Origin of the sequence: Bacillus cereus group sp. BceL291, from assembly GCF_051776705.1 — a bacterium.
In the GTDB taxonomy this organism is placed as follows: Bacteria; Bacillota; Bacilli; order Bacillales; family Bacillaceae_G; genus Bacillus_A; species Bacillus_A cereus.
On the sequence record NZ_JBPWAP010000024.1, the window covers coordinates 35,799 to 52,035 of the forward strand.

Sequence of the window (16,237 nt, forward strand, 5' to 3'; positions counted from 1 at the left end):
TGTATCCACCTTTACATTTAGTTTTGGATAAAGTAATACATTAAAAAATTCTTCTTTTTAGAAATAAACTCCTTCTAGACTATCAGTGCAGCTTGCATAAAAAAGAGGATATTTTTTTACATAGCAGTATTTCACCAACTATAATATAGAAGTAAAGAATTCTTACTTTAAATGAAACATTAACACCGATTAACGCTGAAAACTTAAAGAAAGCACATGCACTACTTGAAAGCGGGCACACCATTGGGAAAATCGTATTAGAAAAATTTTAATCATGATAGTGACAGATAGTATGTGAAATTATATTAACAATTTTTCGAATATATCTATCATAACGTACAATATATCAACGATTTTTCAAATATATCTATCACAAATCAAATTATATCAACGATTCGACAAGTTATATCAATTTATCAACAAATAACAACAATAAGAAAAGGCTGTTCCAGATGAACAGCCTCTTCTTTATTTACTTGAAATTTCTTTATTATTTTGAACGTCTAACGGAGCCCGCTTTCCTATTCCGAAAGCATAGAAACTAATTGTAACGATAGCTAAGAAAATGATACCTACAACTAGTGAAATGCGCGTATCATCGTTAAACCACATTCCGATTAATACCATAATTAAAAAGGCAATTGTTAAATAGTTTGTAACAGGAGCAAATGGCATTTTGAACGGATGATCTTTCATCTCTGCTCCCTTTTCTTTCCTAAAACGGATTTGACTAATTAAAATGACGAACCATGGTACCATACCAGGAAGTACACTCGCACTATATACATATACGAATAAGTTTTTCGGTGCGATGTAACTTAAAACAACACCAACCGCCAGACCGATAATTACGCCAACTGTACCAAATAAAGGTACACCATTTCCAGAAAGTTTCGTGAAATATTTCGGTGCTTGTCCATTTACACCTAACGTATAAAGCATACGACCAGCACTATAAATACCACTATTACAACCAGACATTGCTGCTGTAATAACAACGAAGTTAATAAGGCCAGCTGCTGCCGTAATACCAACCTTCGCAAAAGTTGCTACGAACGGGCTACCAATTGTACTTAATTGATCCCACGGATACACAGTTACAATAACGAAAATAGCACCGATGTAGAAAATTAAAATACGCCAAATTGTACTTTGAATCGCTCTTGTAAGTGTCTTCTTTGGATCCTTCGCTTCACCAGCAGTAATACCGATTAATTCCACACCTTGATACGCTCCAACTACAAGTGATAATGCAAAGAAGAATCCTGAAAAACCACCTGTAAAGAAACCGCCATTTGACCAAAGATTAGATATGCCAATCGCTTCTCCGCCGTTACCAATTCCGAAGAAAATAAGGCCAAATCCTGCAATAATCATTAATAGAATCGTAACGATTTTAATCATCGCAAACCAAAATTCAAATTCACCAAATGACTTAACAGAAATTAAGTTAGCTGCACCAAGAATAACCATTGCAATTATACCTGGTATCCAAGCTGGTAAATCCGGGAACCAATATTGCATATACGCTCCAACCGCGATAATTTCTGACATCCCAACGATAACCCACTGGAACCAGTTACTCCACGCTGTCATATAACCAGCTAGTGGATGAATATACTTATGACCGAATGTCGCAAATGAGCCTGTACTTGGCTCCATATACAACATTTCTCCCATGGCACGCATGATGAAGAAGATGAAAATACCTGCAATTGCATAAGCAAGCATTACTGACGGACCTGTCCATTTAATTGTGCTGGCTGATCCCATAAACAAACCAACACCAATCGTTCCGCCTAAAGCAATCATTTGAATATGACGTGCTTCTAAACCTCTTTTCAATTCTTTGTTTGCCACTTCACTTCCCCCTCTTAGATGATTCATAGCCGCATTTTAACACAAGATGCTTTCCCCTAACTCCTTTCGGCCCTGAAAATGATGAAGCAAACGTCATTTTACACTAGCTTTAAAGCTATCCTAAAATCGTTTTGTGCTCCTAATAAAATTCTCAAAACCTTTCATCTTCCAATATTCTATAAATCTTAAAATTACTTACCTTATATTAATTCATTAATCTGAAAAATTCAATTATTTTTTCAATAAATTATTATACATAAGTCTGATTAATTTTTAACTAAATTAACAATAAAATACATCTATTCAATATGATTCCGGCATGTATATTATTACAATATAAATAACCGAGGAGATGCTATCTTCCTCGGTTTCATATCTCAAATACTTCAACCTTTATAGTTGATAACGTAATTTCCCACACATTCGATTCATATACCAATAAGAAATTTAATATATTAATAAACTACTAACTTCTTTACCCCAGCCAAATTTTGAGGCAGAAACCTTTCTGCCTCAAAACAACGGGATAAAATATAAAAGAGTCTCATTAAAAAATGAGACTCTTTTACATTTTCATATTTAAATCGATTTCGAAGTTTGCTTACCAAAGATAAATACCCTAGTAAACACTGCCATTATAACTACAATAACTAGAAAATAAAGTGGCATCACCAGTAACGAGCCCGTATGCAATTGACTCATTCCCCAAATTGTCATCGTTACAATTACATAGTATCCTAAGCTAAACAACGCTCCAGCTGTACCAATGACATCTTGAAAATCTACTAACGCTAAACTTAAACAATTAGGTAACGCTACTCCAATTCCTAATAGCAATATAAACATCGCTATTAAAAATACAACCATATATATTACATTCGGATTTGATCCCACAAACGTAATAACAGATAAAAAGATAGCTCCTCCTGTCATTACGAGACAACTGATATATATAATTTTCTCTGGTTTATAAGTAGCAAGTAAACGTTTTGAAATTTTCGCTCCAACAATAGAAGCAGACGCTACAACAATTCCTAGAAATCCATACATACTAGGCGATAATTGAAAATATTCAATAAAGATAAACGGCGCTTCTGCGTAATAGCTAAATAAAACACCATTTGCTCCTCCAATTAACAACCCATATGTTACCACTTTCGGATTTGTAATTAACCTCTTCAAGACTGAAAATACATTTATTTTATTCGTTACTGAGCCCGTTTTTGTTTCAGGAAGAGAAACAAACGTATACAGAAAAATACCGATACTCATAACTACTAAACTTAAAAATACTATTTTAAATCCAAACATTTGATCAAGAAAGCCACCAATTAACGGTCCTATCGCTGGTGTAAAAGCAATGACTGCCGAGATTTGAGCAAACATAACATGCCTCTTATGCCCTTCTACACTTTCACGAAGAATCGTTTGCGTCACAACTGATCCTGCACTTGCTCCAAACGCTTGAATAAAACGACTTACCAATAAAACTTCAATGGAATTTGCAATAAAGCACAAGAAACTCCCAGCGCCGTATACAACAATTCCAAATAACATTGCCCAGCGACGGCCAATTATATCTGATAGCCATCCAATAAAAAATACACCTAAAGCAAATCCAGCAAAATACACACTAAGCGTTAACTGCACCTCATTATTACTTACATGTAACGCCTTTGAAATGTCCGGTAAAGACGGTGTGTAAATCGTTTCACTAATTTGCGGAAATGCGACAAGAATAATCATTAACAAAAGTGATGGTACTGAGACTTTTTTCATTTTTCATACCCTCCTATAACTTTGAAAATCTCAGAAGTAAAAAGACTTTCCTAAGCTACGGAACAGGAGGGGCCATTATAGAAATCCGGTCATAAAACAACAAAGAAAACACCTCAATTACGTATGCTAATACTTATAGGAGGGTAATATTAACATCGATTTTTAAATATACTTTTTCAATTATATTACATATTACTTTTATTTTTCTAGTATTATCATTTCGAATGCTCTTTTTATATTAGTGAACAAATAATACACGCCATAAAAAATAACAACTTGATATGAACTCCTTATTATGGAATAATTAGAAATAGTTTGAATTAATGAACCTGATTATAAAATGATAGACTCATATATTCCTAATGTCATAAAGTTGAACAAGTAGGAGGACTTTCGTAATGATTGAAATTTTAAGGACAGTATTAAACTTCCTAATTTCTCTATTCTCAGGAGAATTACCCTTTGTGTATTATGTATGGATTATTACCCTATTCCTAATTCAAATAATCCAATCTACTCTGAACTATAAGCTTTTTAACAAGAAAAACAATTTCAGCACTTATATATCGGAAGGATTACTTGCTTTTATTATTTTATTGTTTGGAGGAATATTAGTATCTAAGTTACTTGCTTACATAATAGACGATTCTACTATTAGTATGACGAATTTAACACATTATTTTGTTTCTCTTATCATATTAACTATATTTGTTGTAATAACCTGTGTTAAAGACTTTATAGAAACATCTATAAAGAATAAAAATACCTCTCTTTTTAGCTTTTTAGTAATTTCCTTCATAACAAGTATACTTTCATTCAAGTTTTTATCACCTTTAATTGAAGGTTCTTTTTCTCTTTCTAAATCTTTTATAACTACTTTAATCATTCTAGTAACTATATCAATCCCTCTATTAATTTCCTTAGAGGATAAGTATGCAGACGAAAAGGAAACGGAAAATTTATAGATTCTCATTTACATAAAAGAAAGAGGGAGTTCCCCTCTTTCTTTTATATCGTCCTATTTCACAAGACTAAATCATTCCTTTTAATATTAATCCTAAAACTGACATTATTATCGCGCTAATAATAATTCGCAAAATCCAAGTAGTGTTTGTACTTATTTTTTCTAATTGCTTATTGATTGTTGCTATGTCTTTCTCATTAATAGTGGTACGCGTTTCTAAATTTCGAATGTCTCTCATAATTTCTTTTTGCTCCGCCTTGAGATTGTCAATTTTAGCGTAAACATCTTCCATATATTCACACCCTCTGTTCATCTTAATAGAAAAATCTATATATATTATGAGACAACCCTCTTATCTGTGAATACGTTGCGTATATCCGCGTACCAAATTTTTTGTACAATCTAATTGAATTACTCACACGTTTCCATTCTTCTATTTATAAATTAGCGTTGAGATACATTAAAATTAGAAAAGGAATCCCTTGTTTATTTAACAACAAACAAGGTGCAATCCACCATTCGGGAGCACCTACGATAATTTCTATTGTTTTCATATTTACAACTCCATATAATCAGTATGATTTTCTGAAGAAGCCAATTTTTGAACTGCTTAAAGTATACTAATATGAATACGAAATAGCTGTATTGATAAACTCTCTAGAACAATAAATATACTGGCTGAAACGGATCTATATCCAATATTTTTTCCAGTAACATGAATGGTTATTTCTGATAAATGCGTTTGTACATCATTGTTTTCAAAAATTTCATCCTCAACCTTTACAATATCTGCTTCACAATCTACTTCTTTAAAAGTTTTCAATAATTTTGTTTCCAATAAACTACAATCAAAGCTCTCATCTTTTATTACGGCAAATTTAACCTTCATATCGATTTCCCCATTTTTAACAAACTAAAATCACTAAATCAATATAAATATATATTATTCTATTAAATAATTCAAAATATACGCTTCTTATATACATTATTAAAAATAAGTTCTAAAGAATTAAATGAAAAAAGAAATTACATATACAAATCCCCTCTTTCAACCAATCAATATAGAATTCCCTTATGCCCAATGATTAAAATCTTTTCATATTAAAGCCGTAGATTCTAAGGACTTTTTGTTTTTATATTGATAAGTCATTTCTTGAATTTTGTATCATCGGAATTAATAATATAGTAAAACAAATTAAATATTAGGCGTTCAACTAATCTTTCATATAATTCGTCTCTTAATTATTTTGCTCATTGCGCTTTTTTATTTTCCTCACTATTTCAACTAAACTTTGTGTAATAATACATATTTCAAATACATTATTTCCTTTCACTCATACTTTTATCATTGAGTTTTTATTCACAAATTCGTAACACATATATATGAGTTATCATGCTAAAATTAGTTTATTCACAAGAAGAAGTTCTTCTTAATAAATCAATCATTTTTAATACCCTGTTTAAAGCCTTGCCCCCCTGCAAGGTTTTTTCCTATTTAAATAGAGTAGTAGTTTTCGTTATGCTTCTCTCCCCCTTGTTCCTTACCCTACAAATAATACTTCATATTTATTTTAATTTTTCAGCATCCGTACTCGCTCTGTTCGAGAGCTCTTTACCAAATATTCAATCTAATGATAAGATTGACCAAATTAATATTTTCGTCCATAACTGTATCAAAAAGTACACTAAAGAAAAAATAGCACTCTCACAATTAAGTAAACGCGAGCTTTTTCTTCTATCTACTTACTATTTAAGGTTAATAGTGATATAACCAGATTTAAAAATTCGACTTAAATTCATTGATGAATGGAGAGGTTTATATGAAATTGAAAGACAAAGTAGCAATCATAACTGGTGGTGCAAGTGGAATTGGCGAATCTACTGTTCGTCTTTTTATCGAAGAAGGTGCAAAAGTAGTTATTGCTGACTTTTCTGAACGTGGAAAAGAACTATCAGATGAATTGAATGCACATGGATATAATACGTTATTTATTAAAACTGATGTAACAAAAGAGGCAGATATTAAACAGCTAATTCATGAGACAGTAAGTACATACGGTAAATTAGATATTATGTATGCCAATGCCGGCGTTGCTGATGATGCACCAGCAAACGAATTATCCTATGAAAAGTGGAAAAGAACTATTGATATTAATTTGTCTGGGGTATTCCTTTCTGATAAATATTCGATTGAACAATTCCTTAAACAAGGTACAGGTGGTGTCATCGTTAACGCTGGTTCGATTCATAGTTTTGTTTCATTACCTACCCCAACAGCATACTCCTCTGCAAAAGGTGGTGTGAAACTATTAACTCAAAATTTATGTACTGCCTACGCTAAATATGGAATACGTATTAATGCGGTGTGCCCCGGTTATATTGACACCCCTTTACTTGGTAGTGTTAATCCTGAACAGAAAGAATATTTAGCTTCACTTCATCCACAAGGCAGACTTGGAACACCAGAAGAAGTCGCTAAAGCTGTCTTATTTTTAGCAAGTGATGATGCTAGTTTTGTTAACGGTACAACACTTCTTGTTGATGGAGGCTATACTGCACGTTAATTTAAAAATTTTGAAGCACCCTAAGAAATATATAGTCTTCAACAAGAAAAAGCGCCATCACAAGTGACGGCGCTTTTTCTATGTAAGAGCAACTAGAAGGTATCCTTCTAGCCTACTCCCATTTATAAGTCCAAAACTGTTCAAGTTGCAGCCATTTTAATGTTGCTGCATCTTTGTTTTTTATTTTTGCATGCGTGTCTTCAAGCATTGCTTCTGTTTGTGAACGGTGCGCACCTAATGCAGTTAATTTATGATCAAATACTTCACTAATGTTATTTACAACATCCGGTTCTCCTAATACTGCTTCACGATTTTTCGTAATCGCAACAGCATGGATAACTGGGCGCTCTTCTTTTGGCATACGTGATACAGCGCGAACGACAGCGCGGCCAAATGCATTATGATCTGGATGTACACCGTGCTCTGGATAAAATGTAATAATTCGAGATGGATTTACTTCTTGAATAATTGCTTCAATTTTGTCAGCAACGAAATCAACATCTTCAAATTCTAACGTTTTATCATGGAAGCCAAGCATTCTTAAATCTTTAATACCCATCGCTTCACAAGCATCTTTCAATTCTTTCTTACGGATATGTGGAATCGTTTCACGGTTAGCGAATACGTTCTTACCCATGTTACGCCCCATTTGTCCTAGAGTACCACATGCATACGTTACAGGTACTCCTTGATCTGTTAATAAGCGAATTGTTCCTCCCGCAGCATATGCTTCATCATCTGGATGCGGAAATACAACAAGTACATGTCTCTCCATAAGTTTCCCTCCTTCTTACTTAAATGGTGTTAAGCTTAACTCAAGTGCAACTGCTAGACGACCTAAATTATCATGTCCAGCTAATAATAAACGCTCTTGATCGTCTACTTCCCAGTGCGTAATACCTTCAGCATATACCCAACCGTGATCCATTTTCAAACCAACTCGGTATGGATTTGTTCCAGTTATCTTCCCGCGTTCAAAACGGATAATCGCATTTCGAATGAAAGCACCAACTGTCATCATCTTTTCATTTATGTGTGATGCATACGCTCCGTTTGTCGTTTCTAAATGAATATATACATCTTTATTTACAAAACGTTCAATTTCATTTTGAATAAGAGAACTATCTTTTACTATTTCCATCGGAATTCACCTCTTTAAACCATTTTACGCAAAAATAATGTAAATTGCTATCTCTATATTAGAGGACAACGCTCACTTTTCCTAATAATTTGCACTGTGTTTTTTATATTTTTTATATGATATGTAAAAAATACATTTTTTCCTTCACTTTGTTAAATAGTTTTCTTTCTTTTTTGAATTTGCTACAATATATTTTATCCCGTATTATTGCAGCGAGATACATTTCGACAATTGAATACATAATTTAAAGAAGGTGACATGATTGGAACAGTCAGCACATGAAGTAGCAAATTGGCAATATTATTTTGCAATTGCCGTATTTTTAATCACGTACGGATTTATTATTTCTGAGAAATTGAATCGTGCTGTAATCGCACTATTCGGTGCTGCTATTATGATTATTTTTGGAGTTGTAGATTTACATACTGCTTTCACATCACATATTCAATGGGAAACGATTACCCTTTTAATTGGGATGATGATTCTCGTACATATTACGAGTCAATCAGGCGTCTTTGAATTTGTGGCCATTAAAGCGGCAAAAGCAGCTGGTGGAAAACCAATTCGCATTTTATTATTACTATCCCTATTAACTGCTGTCGGATCAGCATTTTTGGACAATGTAACGACTGTTTTATTAATCGTTCCTGTTACATTATCCATTACACGTATTTTAAAAGTAAATCCTGTGCCTTATTTGATTTCAGAAGTGCTGTTTTCAAATATAGGCGGAACAGCAACATTAATCGGTGATCCACCTAATATTATGATTGGATCAGCAAACAAGCATTTAGACTTTAACGCCTTTTTACTTAACTTAGCTCCAATCGTAATTATTATTTCTATCGTGACACTTGGCATTATTTACTTCATGTATCGTAACAAACTAAAAACAACACCTGAACAAATCGAAAAACTAATGGCATTAAACGAAAAAGATTACATTAAAGATCAAAGCCTCCTTTTAAAATCTATTTCGATTTTAGGACTAACTATTTTAGGCTTCGTACTTCATTCGATTATTCATGTAGACGCTGCTGTTATCGCGATGACAGGCGCTACACTTCTTATGTTAATCGGCGTGAAAGAACATGATATTGAAGATGTATTTGCCCATGTTGAATGGGTAACCATTTTCTTCTTCGCCGGATTATTTGTTCTCGTTGGCGGGTTAATTGATATCGGACTTATCTCTTCACTTGCAAGAGAAGTAATCGACGTAACAAACGGTGACATCGGATTCGCAGCTATACTTATTTTATGGGTATCTGGCATCGCATCTGCGACAATCGACAACATCCCATTTGTCGCAACGATGATTCCTCTTATTCAAGACTTAGCTACAGGACTCGGACTATCTGTCGATTCTCCGCAAATCGAAGTACTATGGTGGGCGTTATCTCTTGGAGCTTGCTTAGGAGGAAATGGAACACTAATCGGTGCATCTGCAAACGTAGTCGTTGCTGGTATTGCAAAACGTGAAGGACATGGCTTCTCTTATATGGACTTCTTAAAAATTGGTTTACCATTAACTATTGTTGCACTCTTGTTATCACATGCTTATATATATTTACGTTATTTAATGTAAAAGTTGCATTGCATGAAATTATATCGTCAAATACAAAAGGTTTGCAGCATCCGTGCTGCAAACCTTTTTTCATCACCAAAATATACCGATAATTGCTAAACCACCTAAAATCATACCACCAATTTGTCCGACAATTGTTGGTGATAATTGAACACCTTTTCTCACTTCAACAACTGGTCTTTCGTGCCTTAGTTGCTGCACTTCACTTTGAAGTTGGTGCACACTTCCGTGTAACTCTTTAATAAGTTCTTTTAATTCGGCGACCTCTTCATTTACTGGTTTTGCCTTTTCTAAATTCATTTTACATGACTCCTTATAAATTCAATCAACACACTGTAAATTTTCGCCAATTACCATTATATCTCCTGCATACTACATATATAATTTCGAATGTACTTTCTAACCTTGCAGCTCTATCCATTCATCCCGCAATATCCCCATAATCATACGGTCAAAACACTTCCCATCTCTTTGAACCGCTTCTCTCATACAGCCTTCCATTTGAAAACCCATCTTTTTATACAATGCAATGGCAGGTTTATTATACGAAATAACATCGAGACCGATGCGGTGTAAATTCAATTCATAGAAAGCATACTTTAGAATAAGATGTATTGCTTCTTTCCCATATCCTTTTCCTCTATCATTCGCATCTCCTATACCAATGGCTAATAAACCTGTTTTGTTATTCCACTCTATACCATGAAAGAAACACTATTCGATCTCCGTCCTTTTAATAACTCATCACTTGCTATTTCATTTAAAGATTGCGGGAATGCTACATCTGTATCAACATTTCTTAAATACTCACTATCTTCTTGCCACATAGCCATTACTTCAGCATCTGTTTCTCTCATAGCTGATAATTTAATCGTTTTATTTCGAAAAAGATTCATTGTCATTTCAAACTCCCCCTTTTAAATAACAGGGATACTTATTTTAGACTATTTATCCCCTTATTCCATAAACTGTTTCATAAACGGGATACTTACAATAAGCGCTGACATTGGCACATCTCCTCCATATTGAATTAACTTCATTGTATAATTTTTTATTTATTCTAACAATAATAGAAAGGCCCTCCAAATTTAGAGGGCCTTTCCTAATAGCAAAACTATATTATTTCGTAAACATTTTCTCCGCTTCATCCATTGCCATTTTGTTTCCTAAAGCAGAATAGTCCAGCCATGGTTGATCATTGATAATGTATACGTGCTTGCCTTTAACTGCTTTTAAGTCTTTCCAAATTGGCGTTTCTTGAAGTTGTTTAAATGCTGCTTTTGCTTTATCATCTCTATTTACAACAACGAAAATCGCATCTGCATCAAAGTCAGGTAATACTTCTTGTGAAATGACTTCGAAAGGGCGGTTTCCATCAATTTTCTCTACACCATTTGCAGGCTGTAACCCTAAGTCTTGGAATAAAATTGGTCCCATCGGTCTTTTCGTACTAAATACACGCAATTCTTTTGCAGTAACGCGAATTGCCATTACTTTTTCGTTATTACCTAGCTCTTTATCTATTAAACCTTTTACTCGTTTTGATTGCTCTTCGTAATCTTGAATATATTTATCTGCTTCTTTCTCACGGTTTACAAGTTTACCAACTTGTTTTAAATGATCTCTCCACGTACCTTCATCTAAATTGAAAGAATGTGTTTTTGCAATTTTTTCGTATTTCGCTACATCTTTACCAGCATATTTTTCATCAACATAAATGTCAGTTGGCTTTAATTGAAGTAACGCTTCCATATTCGGATCTGTTACAACACCAAGCTTCTTCGTATCTTTCAACTTCTCTTTAGCGTGCGGTAAGAAATCTTTTAAATCTCCACCAATAACAGAACCTACTGGTGTAATTCCTAATGCAAGTAAATCATTTGTTAAATGAATAGACATTGAAGCAATTTTTGGGTCATTACTTTTTTCCGTTTTTTTCGTTGCCTCTTCATTAGATTTCGTTTGACCACATGCTGCTAATACTAAAATACACATGATGCTAAATAAAATAGTAAGTTTCTTTTTCATATGTTCTCCTCTTTGAAGTATTTATTTTGTTTTTGTAAGTAAATAAAGAAAATACGGCGCTCCTAAAGCTGCCACTACTACACCAGCTGGAATAGAGTTTGGCTCAAATATAGAACGACCTATCGTATCTGCTAGCACTAAAATAATCATTCCGATAATGCCAGCTAGTGGAAGGAAATGTTGATACGTAGTACCTACTAACTTTCTTGCAATATGCGGAGCAACTAAACCAATAAAACCAATCCCTCCTGCCATCGATACACTCGCGCAAGATAATCCAACCGCTGTAGCTAAAAGGAGTAACCGTTCTTTTTGAACAGAAACACCAAGTCCCGCTGCCACACTATCACCGAGTGACAATGCATTTAACGTTTTAGATTTTAGCCATGCATACGGAGTTAGTATGAAAATCCAAGGTAATAATGCAAGGACATGAATCCAATCCCTTCCCCACACGTTACCAACTAACCATCTAGAAGCGAATGTATATGTCTCATCATTTAACTTGAGAGAGAAAAATAACGAAATTGCACTAAAGCCAGCTGAAACCGCAATACCAACGAGAATAAGTCTAATGGGAAGTAAACCTTTTGATCGATCACTCGCAAGTAAAATAATAAGAAATGCAGCTAATACTCCTCCGCCAAATGTAAATAACGGTATTAATATCGATGCATTCTCATTAATAGAATGAAAGAAAGTAACGAATATAATTAGCCCGAAAGATGCACCTGCATGCAGTCCAAGAATACCAGGATCGGCCAACGCATTCCTTGATAACCCTTGCAAAATCGCACCGGAAATCCCAAGGCCAATACCAGCTAACATTGTGATTATAATTCTTGGCATACGATAATCGTACAGCACGGTTGCACTCTCAAAATCACCATGACCGAAAAGCGTTTGAATTACTTTGAGCGGTGCAATGCTAAGTGTCCCCGTATTTAAGCTAAGCAAAATGACAGCGATACTAATACAACCAAATATTGTAGTTATAGTAACGGCTCTCGTTTTATCTGTGTTTAAAATCTTCTTCACTTACAACTCCCTCCCAACTTTACGTGCTATATAGAGGAAGAACGGAACTCCAACAAGAGCCACCATAATTCCTATCGCCAGTTCTTTAGGAGGGTTTACTGTTCTTGCCCCTAGGTCAGCTAAAACTAATAACATAGCACCTAATAATGCTGACATAGGAATAATGAGTCGATAATTCACACCAACTAATTTTCTAGCAATATGCGGGATAACTAGTCCTACAAATCCAATAGAGCCAACAGCTGAAACAGATACACCTGCAAGAATGACTACTATAATCATCCCTAGTATTCTCGTTCGGTTCGTTTTTACTCCTAAATTCGTAGCGACATCATCCCCCATTGATATGAGTGAAATAGACCGCCCTAAAATTGTCGCAAAAACAATTGTTATGAGAATAATAGGAACTAAAAATTTCAAGTGTTCCCACTTAACCCCTGCAACACCACCAGCGTACCAAAAAGCTAAATCTTGACTTAAGTCATAATAAATCGCGACACCTGAACTTAACGAATGTAAAAGCGCAGCCATAACTGCCCCAGCGATCGTTAATCTCATCGGTGTTAATCCGCCTGATGTGGCCGATCCGATAATAAAAATGAGTACTGTACTTAAGACCGCTCCAATAAAGGAGACAATCATTAAATAGGAATACGGCATATGCGGAAAAAAGGCAAAACTAAGTGCTACTACAAACATCGCACCTGCATTTATGCCAAGTACACCTGCATCAGCTAAAGGATTTCGTGTTACTCCTTGCATAACAGCCCCAGCGACCGCAAAAGCCGCTCCTACAACTGCTGCGCCAATTACCCTTGGGAGCCTTAATTCGTAAATGATTTGATGCTGCGTTAATTTCGGATTGTAATCAAAAACCGCTGTCCACACCGTTTGCAAATGAATATCCTTTGCACCAAATGCGACGGCCAAAAATATAGATCCAATTAAACATATAATTGTTAAGCTCATAAAACATATGAACTTAATATGTATCCAGCGGTTATTGCCAGCATGTATAGTAGACTTATGTAACATGTTTCATTTCATCCTTTATATGCAGTTGTTTTTTATAATTATTTTTAATTTATAATCATTACTGATAATAATTATCATTTTCATTTAGATATTATATCCTCACTTTTTTTAAATAGCAAACTATTTTTTTGCTTCGTTAAATATTAAAATACTCATTACAATTCCCTTCCAAAACTTACAAATACACGCAAAATAGAATACTAGCTTATTTTTAAAAGTGTAGTATACTTAATCATTATTTTGAGTTTTCAAATAAAAACATCCAAGGTGATGCAATGTTATATAAAACAACTACTCTATTTTACTTATGAACAAGCATTATCCTGCTTATTCCCAGTCGTTATTTTCTTAACACTAGCCCTTTCAAAAATCGTTTCGATCCCAGGGTTATACCGCTACGATTTCATACTCATCGTATGCCTTCTTATGCAGTGGGTTATGTACAAGACTGGCCTTGAGACGAAAGACGAATTAAAAGTAATTACTGTCTTCCACCTCATCGGCCTTTTACTAGAAATATATAAAGTTCATTTCGGTTCATGAAGTTATCCGGAAGAGGCATATTCAAAGGTTTTTGGAGTTCCACTTTACAGCGGCTTTATGTATGCAAGTGTTGCCAGTTACATATGCCAAGCGTGGAGAAGATTGCATTTACAAATGCATCATTGGCCGAAAGCTATTTTTGTAATACCTCTAGGAGCACTGATTTACTTCAATTTTTTCACACATCATTTTCTATACGATTTTAGATGGTTCTTAACGTTACTTCTATTCATCGTTTTCTTTCGAACATTTGTGGAATTTTCATTACGAGGCGTTACATATAAAATGCCGCTCGTTCTCTCCTTTTTTCTTATCGGATTCTTTATTTGGATTGCAGAAAACATCGCAACATTTTTCGGTGCATGGCAATATCCAAACCAACGGGAAACTTGGAATCTCGTTCACTTAAGTAAAATCAGCTCATGGTTTTTACTCGTTGTTATTAGCATTATGATTGTTACACAACTCAAACATTTGAAAGAGTCGAAAAAATAATGCTGATTATGTAAAAATAGTTAGCCCATCACTAATTAGAAAGTGATGGGCTTTTTACCTTCCTTATTAAAGGATTTACACATTATGAACTACTACTAGCAGAAGATGTTGCTGCAGATGAAGCGGCAATCGTTGCCATCATAGCAGCCTGTTGTGCTTGTATGAGGACTTCTATCATTGTTTGTAAACCTGTGTTGGTAGTTTTACTTTCCTCACCTTTCTGACTTACGAACAGTTGAATAGCAATAAGAATATTTGTATCTGTATGCCAACGGAACAATTTATCCCCCTGCAATTTTTCAATAAATGCTCTAATAGAATGAATCTCTTTTTCTCCATCCTCGAGTAACGCTAGTAACCCGATAGCTGGGTAATGCATCTGTTTTACTTTTACCTTTTCTTGCTTTAACAAATTCCATATATTTGTGCATTTTGCGACTAACAGTTCTTCCCTGACATCCTTCTTTAGTGAAAGAATATGACTCAAAAATTGAAGATCATTCCCTTTATGCAAACCAGCTGTCGCTAGTTTCTGATAAAGGCGTTCCACTCGGTCCATAAGTGTGTCTACATTCTCTGATTGTCCTGCTAATAAAACCGCGAGCGGATAATCATTTGTACTTGTAAGAAAGAGGTGATCCTTTTTCATGCGTTTATATACTTGCATCGAGCGTTGAATGTGCGCGCCATGCTGTTCATTTTCTTCTGTTAAAAGTACAGCTGCTGCGAGATAAGTAAATATACTCCGGCTAAACCCACCAGTGACCAATTGTTCATATAAATCTAAAAACTCCCGAAAAGCTTTCTGGTAATCTGTAAAGTGAATATCTAATGTTGCTGCCACTACAAAACGATGATAAGACTTTAAGTATGAAAACATCCCTACCTGATTCTTAATATAACTACTAATTTCTAAAAAACGTCCGAGATCAAACAGTTTATCACTACCTGCATACATAGCAGCAATCATCATTCCTGTTCGAGAATCGCTCGTTTTCCATTTTAGTTCTCCCTTTAACTGTACATATGTATGTTTATATTGCTCCAACTTTTGCTCTAATGTAATCATAGTATTCACCCCTATTTCTAGTTCTTCTCTATCATTATACTTATATTCCATATTTAGGAATACTACAATTAATAATCACACCATAAAAATTATAAAATCCTCTTATCCTTCTTCATCAGCATCACGATGATAA

General features: G+C 34.4%; 14 protein-coding genes and 3 pseudogenes. 5 read left to right on the forward strand and 12 right to left on the reverse strand.

What is annotated here, in order from left to right:
- Positions 1-164: 164 nt before the first annotated feature.
- Positions 165-272, forward strand: a pseudogene (locus ACS2CR_RS16650) (zinc-binding alcohol dehydrogenase family protein); the annotation flags it as partial.
- 196 nt (positions 273-468) lie between these two features.
- On the opposite strand, the gene ACS2CR_RS16655 reads toward ACS2CR_RS16650, so the two are convergent.
- Both ACS2CR_RS16655 and ACS2CR_RS16660 read right to left on the reverse strand, forming a co-directional pair.
- Positions 469-1,860, reverse strand: coding sequence for an amino acid permease (locus ACS2CR_RS16655; protein ID WP_001284405.1), 1,392 nt, complete (start codon positions 1,858-1,860; stop codon positions 469-471).
- Positions 1,861-2,439: 579 nt separating this feature from the next.
- Complete coding sequence (locus ACS2CR_RS16660; protein ID WP_438906068.1) at positions 2,440-3,639, reverse strand: multidrug effflux MFS transporter; 1,200 nt, start codon at positions 3,637-3,639, stop codon at positions 2,440-2,442.
- Positions 3,640-4,037: 398 nt separating this feature from the next.
- Between ACS2CR_RS16660 and ACS2CR_RS16665 the strand changes: the two genes are divergently transcribed.
- Positions 4,038-4,604, forward strand: coding sequence for a DUF5823 family protein (locus ACS2CR_RS16665; RefSeq protein WP_053512648.1), 567 nt, complete (start codon positions 4,038-4,040; stop codon positions 4,602-4,604).
- A 66-nt stretch (positions 4,605-4,670) separates the two neighbouring features.
- Here ACS2CR_RS16665 and ACS2CR_RS16670 read toward each other — a convergent pair whose 3' ends face one another.
- Together ACS2CR_RS16670 and ACS2CR_RS16675 are read right to left on the reverse strand one after the other, a co-directional pair.
- Positions 4,671-4,895: a hemolysin XhlA family protein gene (locus ACS2CR_RS16670; RefSeq protein WP_000390458.1), complete on the reverse strand. Its 225-nt coding sequence runs from the start codon at positions 4,893-4,895 to the stop codon at positions 4,671-4,673.
- A gap of 318 nt (positions 4,896-5,213) precedes the next feature.
- Positions 5,214-5,492, reverse strand: a complete 279-nt coding sequence (locus tag ACS2CR_RS16675; RefSeq protein ID WP_000865018.1) for a hypothetical protein — start codon at positions 5,490-5,492, stop codon at positions 5,214-5,216.
- Between the two features lie 931 nt (positions 5,493-6,423).
- Here ACS2CR_RS16675 and ACS2CR_RS16680 point away from each other — a divergent pair.
- On the forward strand, positions 6,424-7,167 hold the full coding sequence (locus ACS2CR_RS16680) for an SDR family NAD(P)-dependent oxidoreductase (RefSeq protein WP_000768017.1): 744 nt from the start codon (positions 6,424-6,426) through the stop codon (positions 7,165-7,167).
- Positions 7,168-7,279: 112 nt separating this feature from the next.
- Here the strand turns inward: ACS2CR_RS16680 and bshB2 are convergent, their stop codons facing one another.
- Both bshB2 and ACS2CR_RS16690 read right to left on the reverse strand, forming a co-directional pair.
- Positions 7,280-7,942 (reverse strand): bacillithiol biosynthesis deacetylase BshB2, encoded by a 663-nt coding sequence (gene bshB2 / locus ACS2CR_RS16685; RefSeq protein WP_000439483.1) that lies wholly within the window; start codon positions 7,940-7,942, stop codon positions 7,280-7,282.
- 15 nt (positions 7,943-7,957) lie between these two features.
- Entirely contained in the window at positions 7,958-8,308 is a 351-nt protein-coding gene (locus ACS2CR_RS16690; RefSeq protein ID WP_000407045.1) for a YojF family protein, read from the reverse strand.
- A 262-nt stretch (positions 8,309-8,570) separates the two neighbouring features.
- Between ACS2CR_RS16690 and ACS2CR_RS16695 the strand changes: the two genes are divergently transcribed.
- Positions 8,571-9,896 (forward strand): ArsB/NhaD family transporter, encoded by a 1,326-nt coding sequence (locus ACS2CR_RS16695; protein ID WP_000437992.1) that lies wholly within the window; start codon positions 8,571-8,573, stop codon positions 9,894-9,896.
- A gap of 72 nt (positions 9,897-9,968) precedes the next feature.
- Here the strand turns inward: ACS2CR_RS16695 and ACS2CR_RS16700 are convergent, their stop codons facing one another.
- The 5 genes and pseudogenes from ACS2CR_RS16700 to ACS2CR_RS16720 form a co-directional block, all read right to left on the reverse strand.
- Positions 9,969-10,196, reverse strand: coding sequence for a hypothetical protein (locus ACS2CR_RS16700; protein ID WP_001047304.1), 228 nt, complete (start codon positions 10,194-10,196; stop codon positions 9,969-9,971).
- Positions 10,197-10,295: 99 nt separating this feature from the next.
- Positions 10,296-10,798 (reverse strand): annotated as a pseudogene (locus ACS2CR_RS16705) (GNAT family N-acetyltransferase).
- Positions 10,799-11,015: 217 nt separating this feature from the next.
- Complete coding sequence (locus ACS2CR_RS16710; RefSeq protein ID WP_053512649.1) at positions 11,016-11,924, reverse strand: iron-hydroxamate ABC transporter substrate-binding protein; 909 nt, start codon at positions 11,922-11,924, stop codon at positions 11,016-11,018.
- A 21-nt stretch (positions 11,925-11,945) separates the two neighbouring features.
- Positions 11,946-12,962 (reverse strand): FecCD family ABC transporter permease, encoded by a 1,017-nt coding sequence (locus ACS2CR_RS16715; protein ID WP_098570060.1) that lies wholly within the window; start codon positions 12,960-12,962, stop codon positions 11,946-11,948.
- On the reverse strand, positions 12,963-13,997 hold the full coding sequence (locus tag ACS2CR_RS16720) for a FecCD family ABC transporter permease (protein ID WP_000902703.1): 1,035 nt from the start codon (positions 13,995-13,997) through the stop codon (positions 12,963-12,965).
- A 270-nt stretch (positions 13,998-14,267) separates the two neighbouring features.
- Here ACS2CR_RS16720 and ACS2CR_RS16725 point away from each other — a divergent pair.
- Positions 14,268-15,035: pseudogene (locus ACS2CR_RS16725) on the forward strand (DUF817 domain-containing protein).
- Between the two features lie 82 nt (positions 15,036-15,117).
- Here ACS2CR_RS16725 and ACS2CR_RS16730 read toward each other — a convergent pair.
- Positions 15,118-16,155: a DUF4003 domain-containing protein gene (locus tag ACS2CR_RS16730; RefSeq protein ID WP_002103418.1), complete on the reverse strand. Its 1,038-nt coding sequence runs from the start codon at positions 16,153-16,155 to the stop codon at positions 15,118-15,120.
- Positions 16,156-16,237 lie beyond the last annotated feature (82 nt).

What these genes read in the sequence shown, in the direction of transcription:
- ACS2CR_RS16660 (WP_438906068.1), bottom strand. Translation starts at nt 3,639, where the DNA reads ATGAAAAAAGTCTCAGTACCATCACTTTTGTTAATGATTATTCTTGTC.
- ACS2CR_RS16665 (WP_053512648.1), top strand. Translation starts at nt 4,038, where the DNA reads ATGATTGAAATTTTAAGGACAGTATTAAACTTCCTAATTTCTCTATTC.
- ACS2CR_RS16670 (WP_000390458.1), bottom strand. Translation starts at nt 4,895, where the DNA reads ATGGAAGATGTTTACGCTAAAATTGACAATCTCAAGGCGGAGCAAAAA.
- ACS2CR_RS16675 (WP_000865018.1), bottom strand. Translation starts at nt 5,492, where the DNA reads ATGAAGGTTAAATTTGCCGTAATAAAAGATGAGAGCTTTGATTGTAGT.
- ACS2CR_RS16680 (WP_000768017.1), top strand. Translation starts at nt 6,424, where the DNA reads ATGAAATTGAAAGACAAAGTAGCAATCATAACTGGTGGTGCAAGTGGA.
- bshB2 (WP_000439483.1), bottom strand. Translation starts at nt 7,942, where the DNA reads ATGGAGAGACATGTACTTGTTGTATTTCCGCATCCAGATGATGAAGCA.
- ACS2CR_RS16690 (WP_000407045.1), bottom strand. Translation starts at nt 8,308, where the DNA reads ATGGAAATAGTAAAAGATAGTTCTCTTATTCAAAATGAAATTGAACGT.
- ACS2CR_RS16700 (WP_001047304.1), bottom strand. Translation starts at nt 10,196, where the DNA reads ATGAATTTAGAAAAGGCAAAACCAGTAAATGAAGAGGTCGCCGAATTA.
- ACS2CR_RS16710 (WP_053512649.1), bottom strand. Translation starts at nt 11,924, where the DNA reads ATGAAAAAGAAACTTACTATTTTATTTAGCATCATGTGTATTTTAGTA.
- ACS2CR_RS16720 (WP_000902703.1), bottom strand. Translation starts at nt 13,997, where the DNA reads ATGTTACATAAGTCTACTATACATGCTGGCAATAACCGCTGGATACAT.
- ACS2CR_RS16730 (WP_002103418.1), bottom strand. Translation starts at nt 16,155, where the DNA reads ATGGAATATAAGTATAATGATAGAGAAGAACTAGAAATAGGGGTGAAT.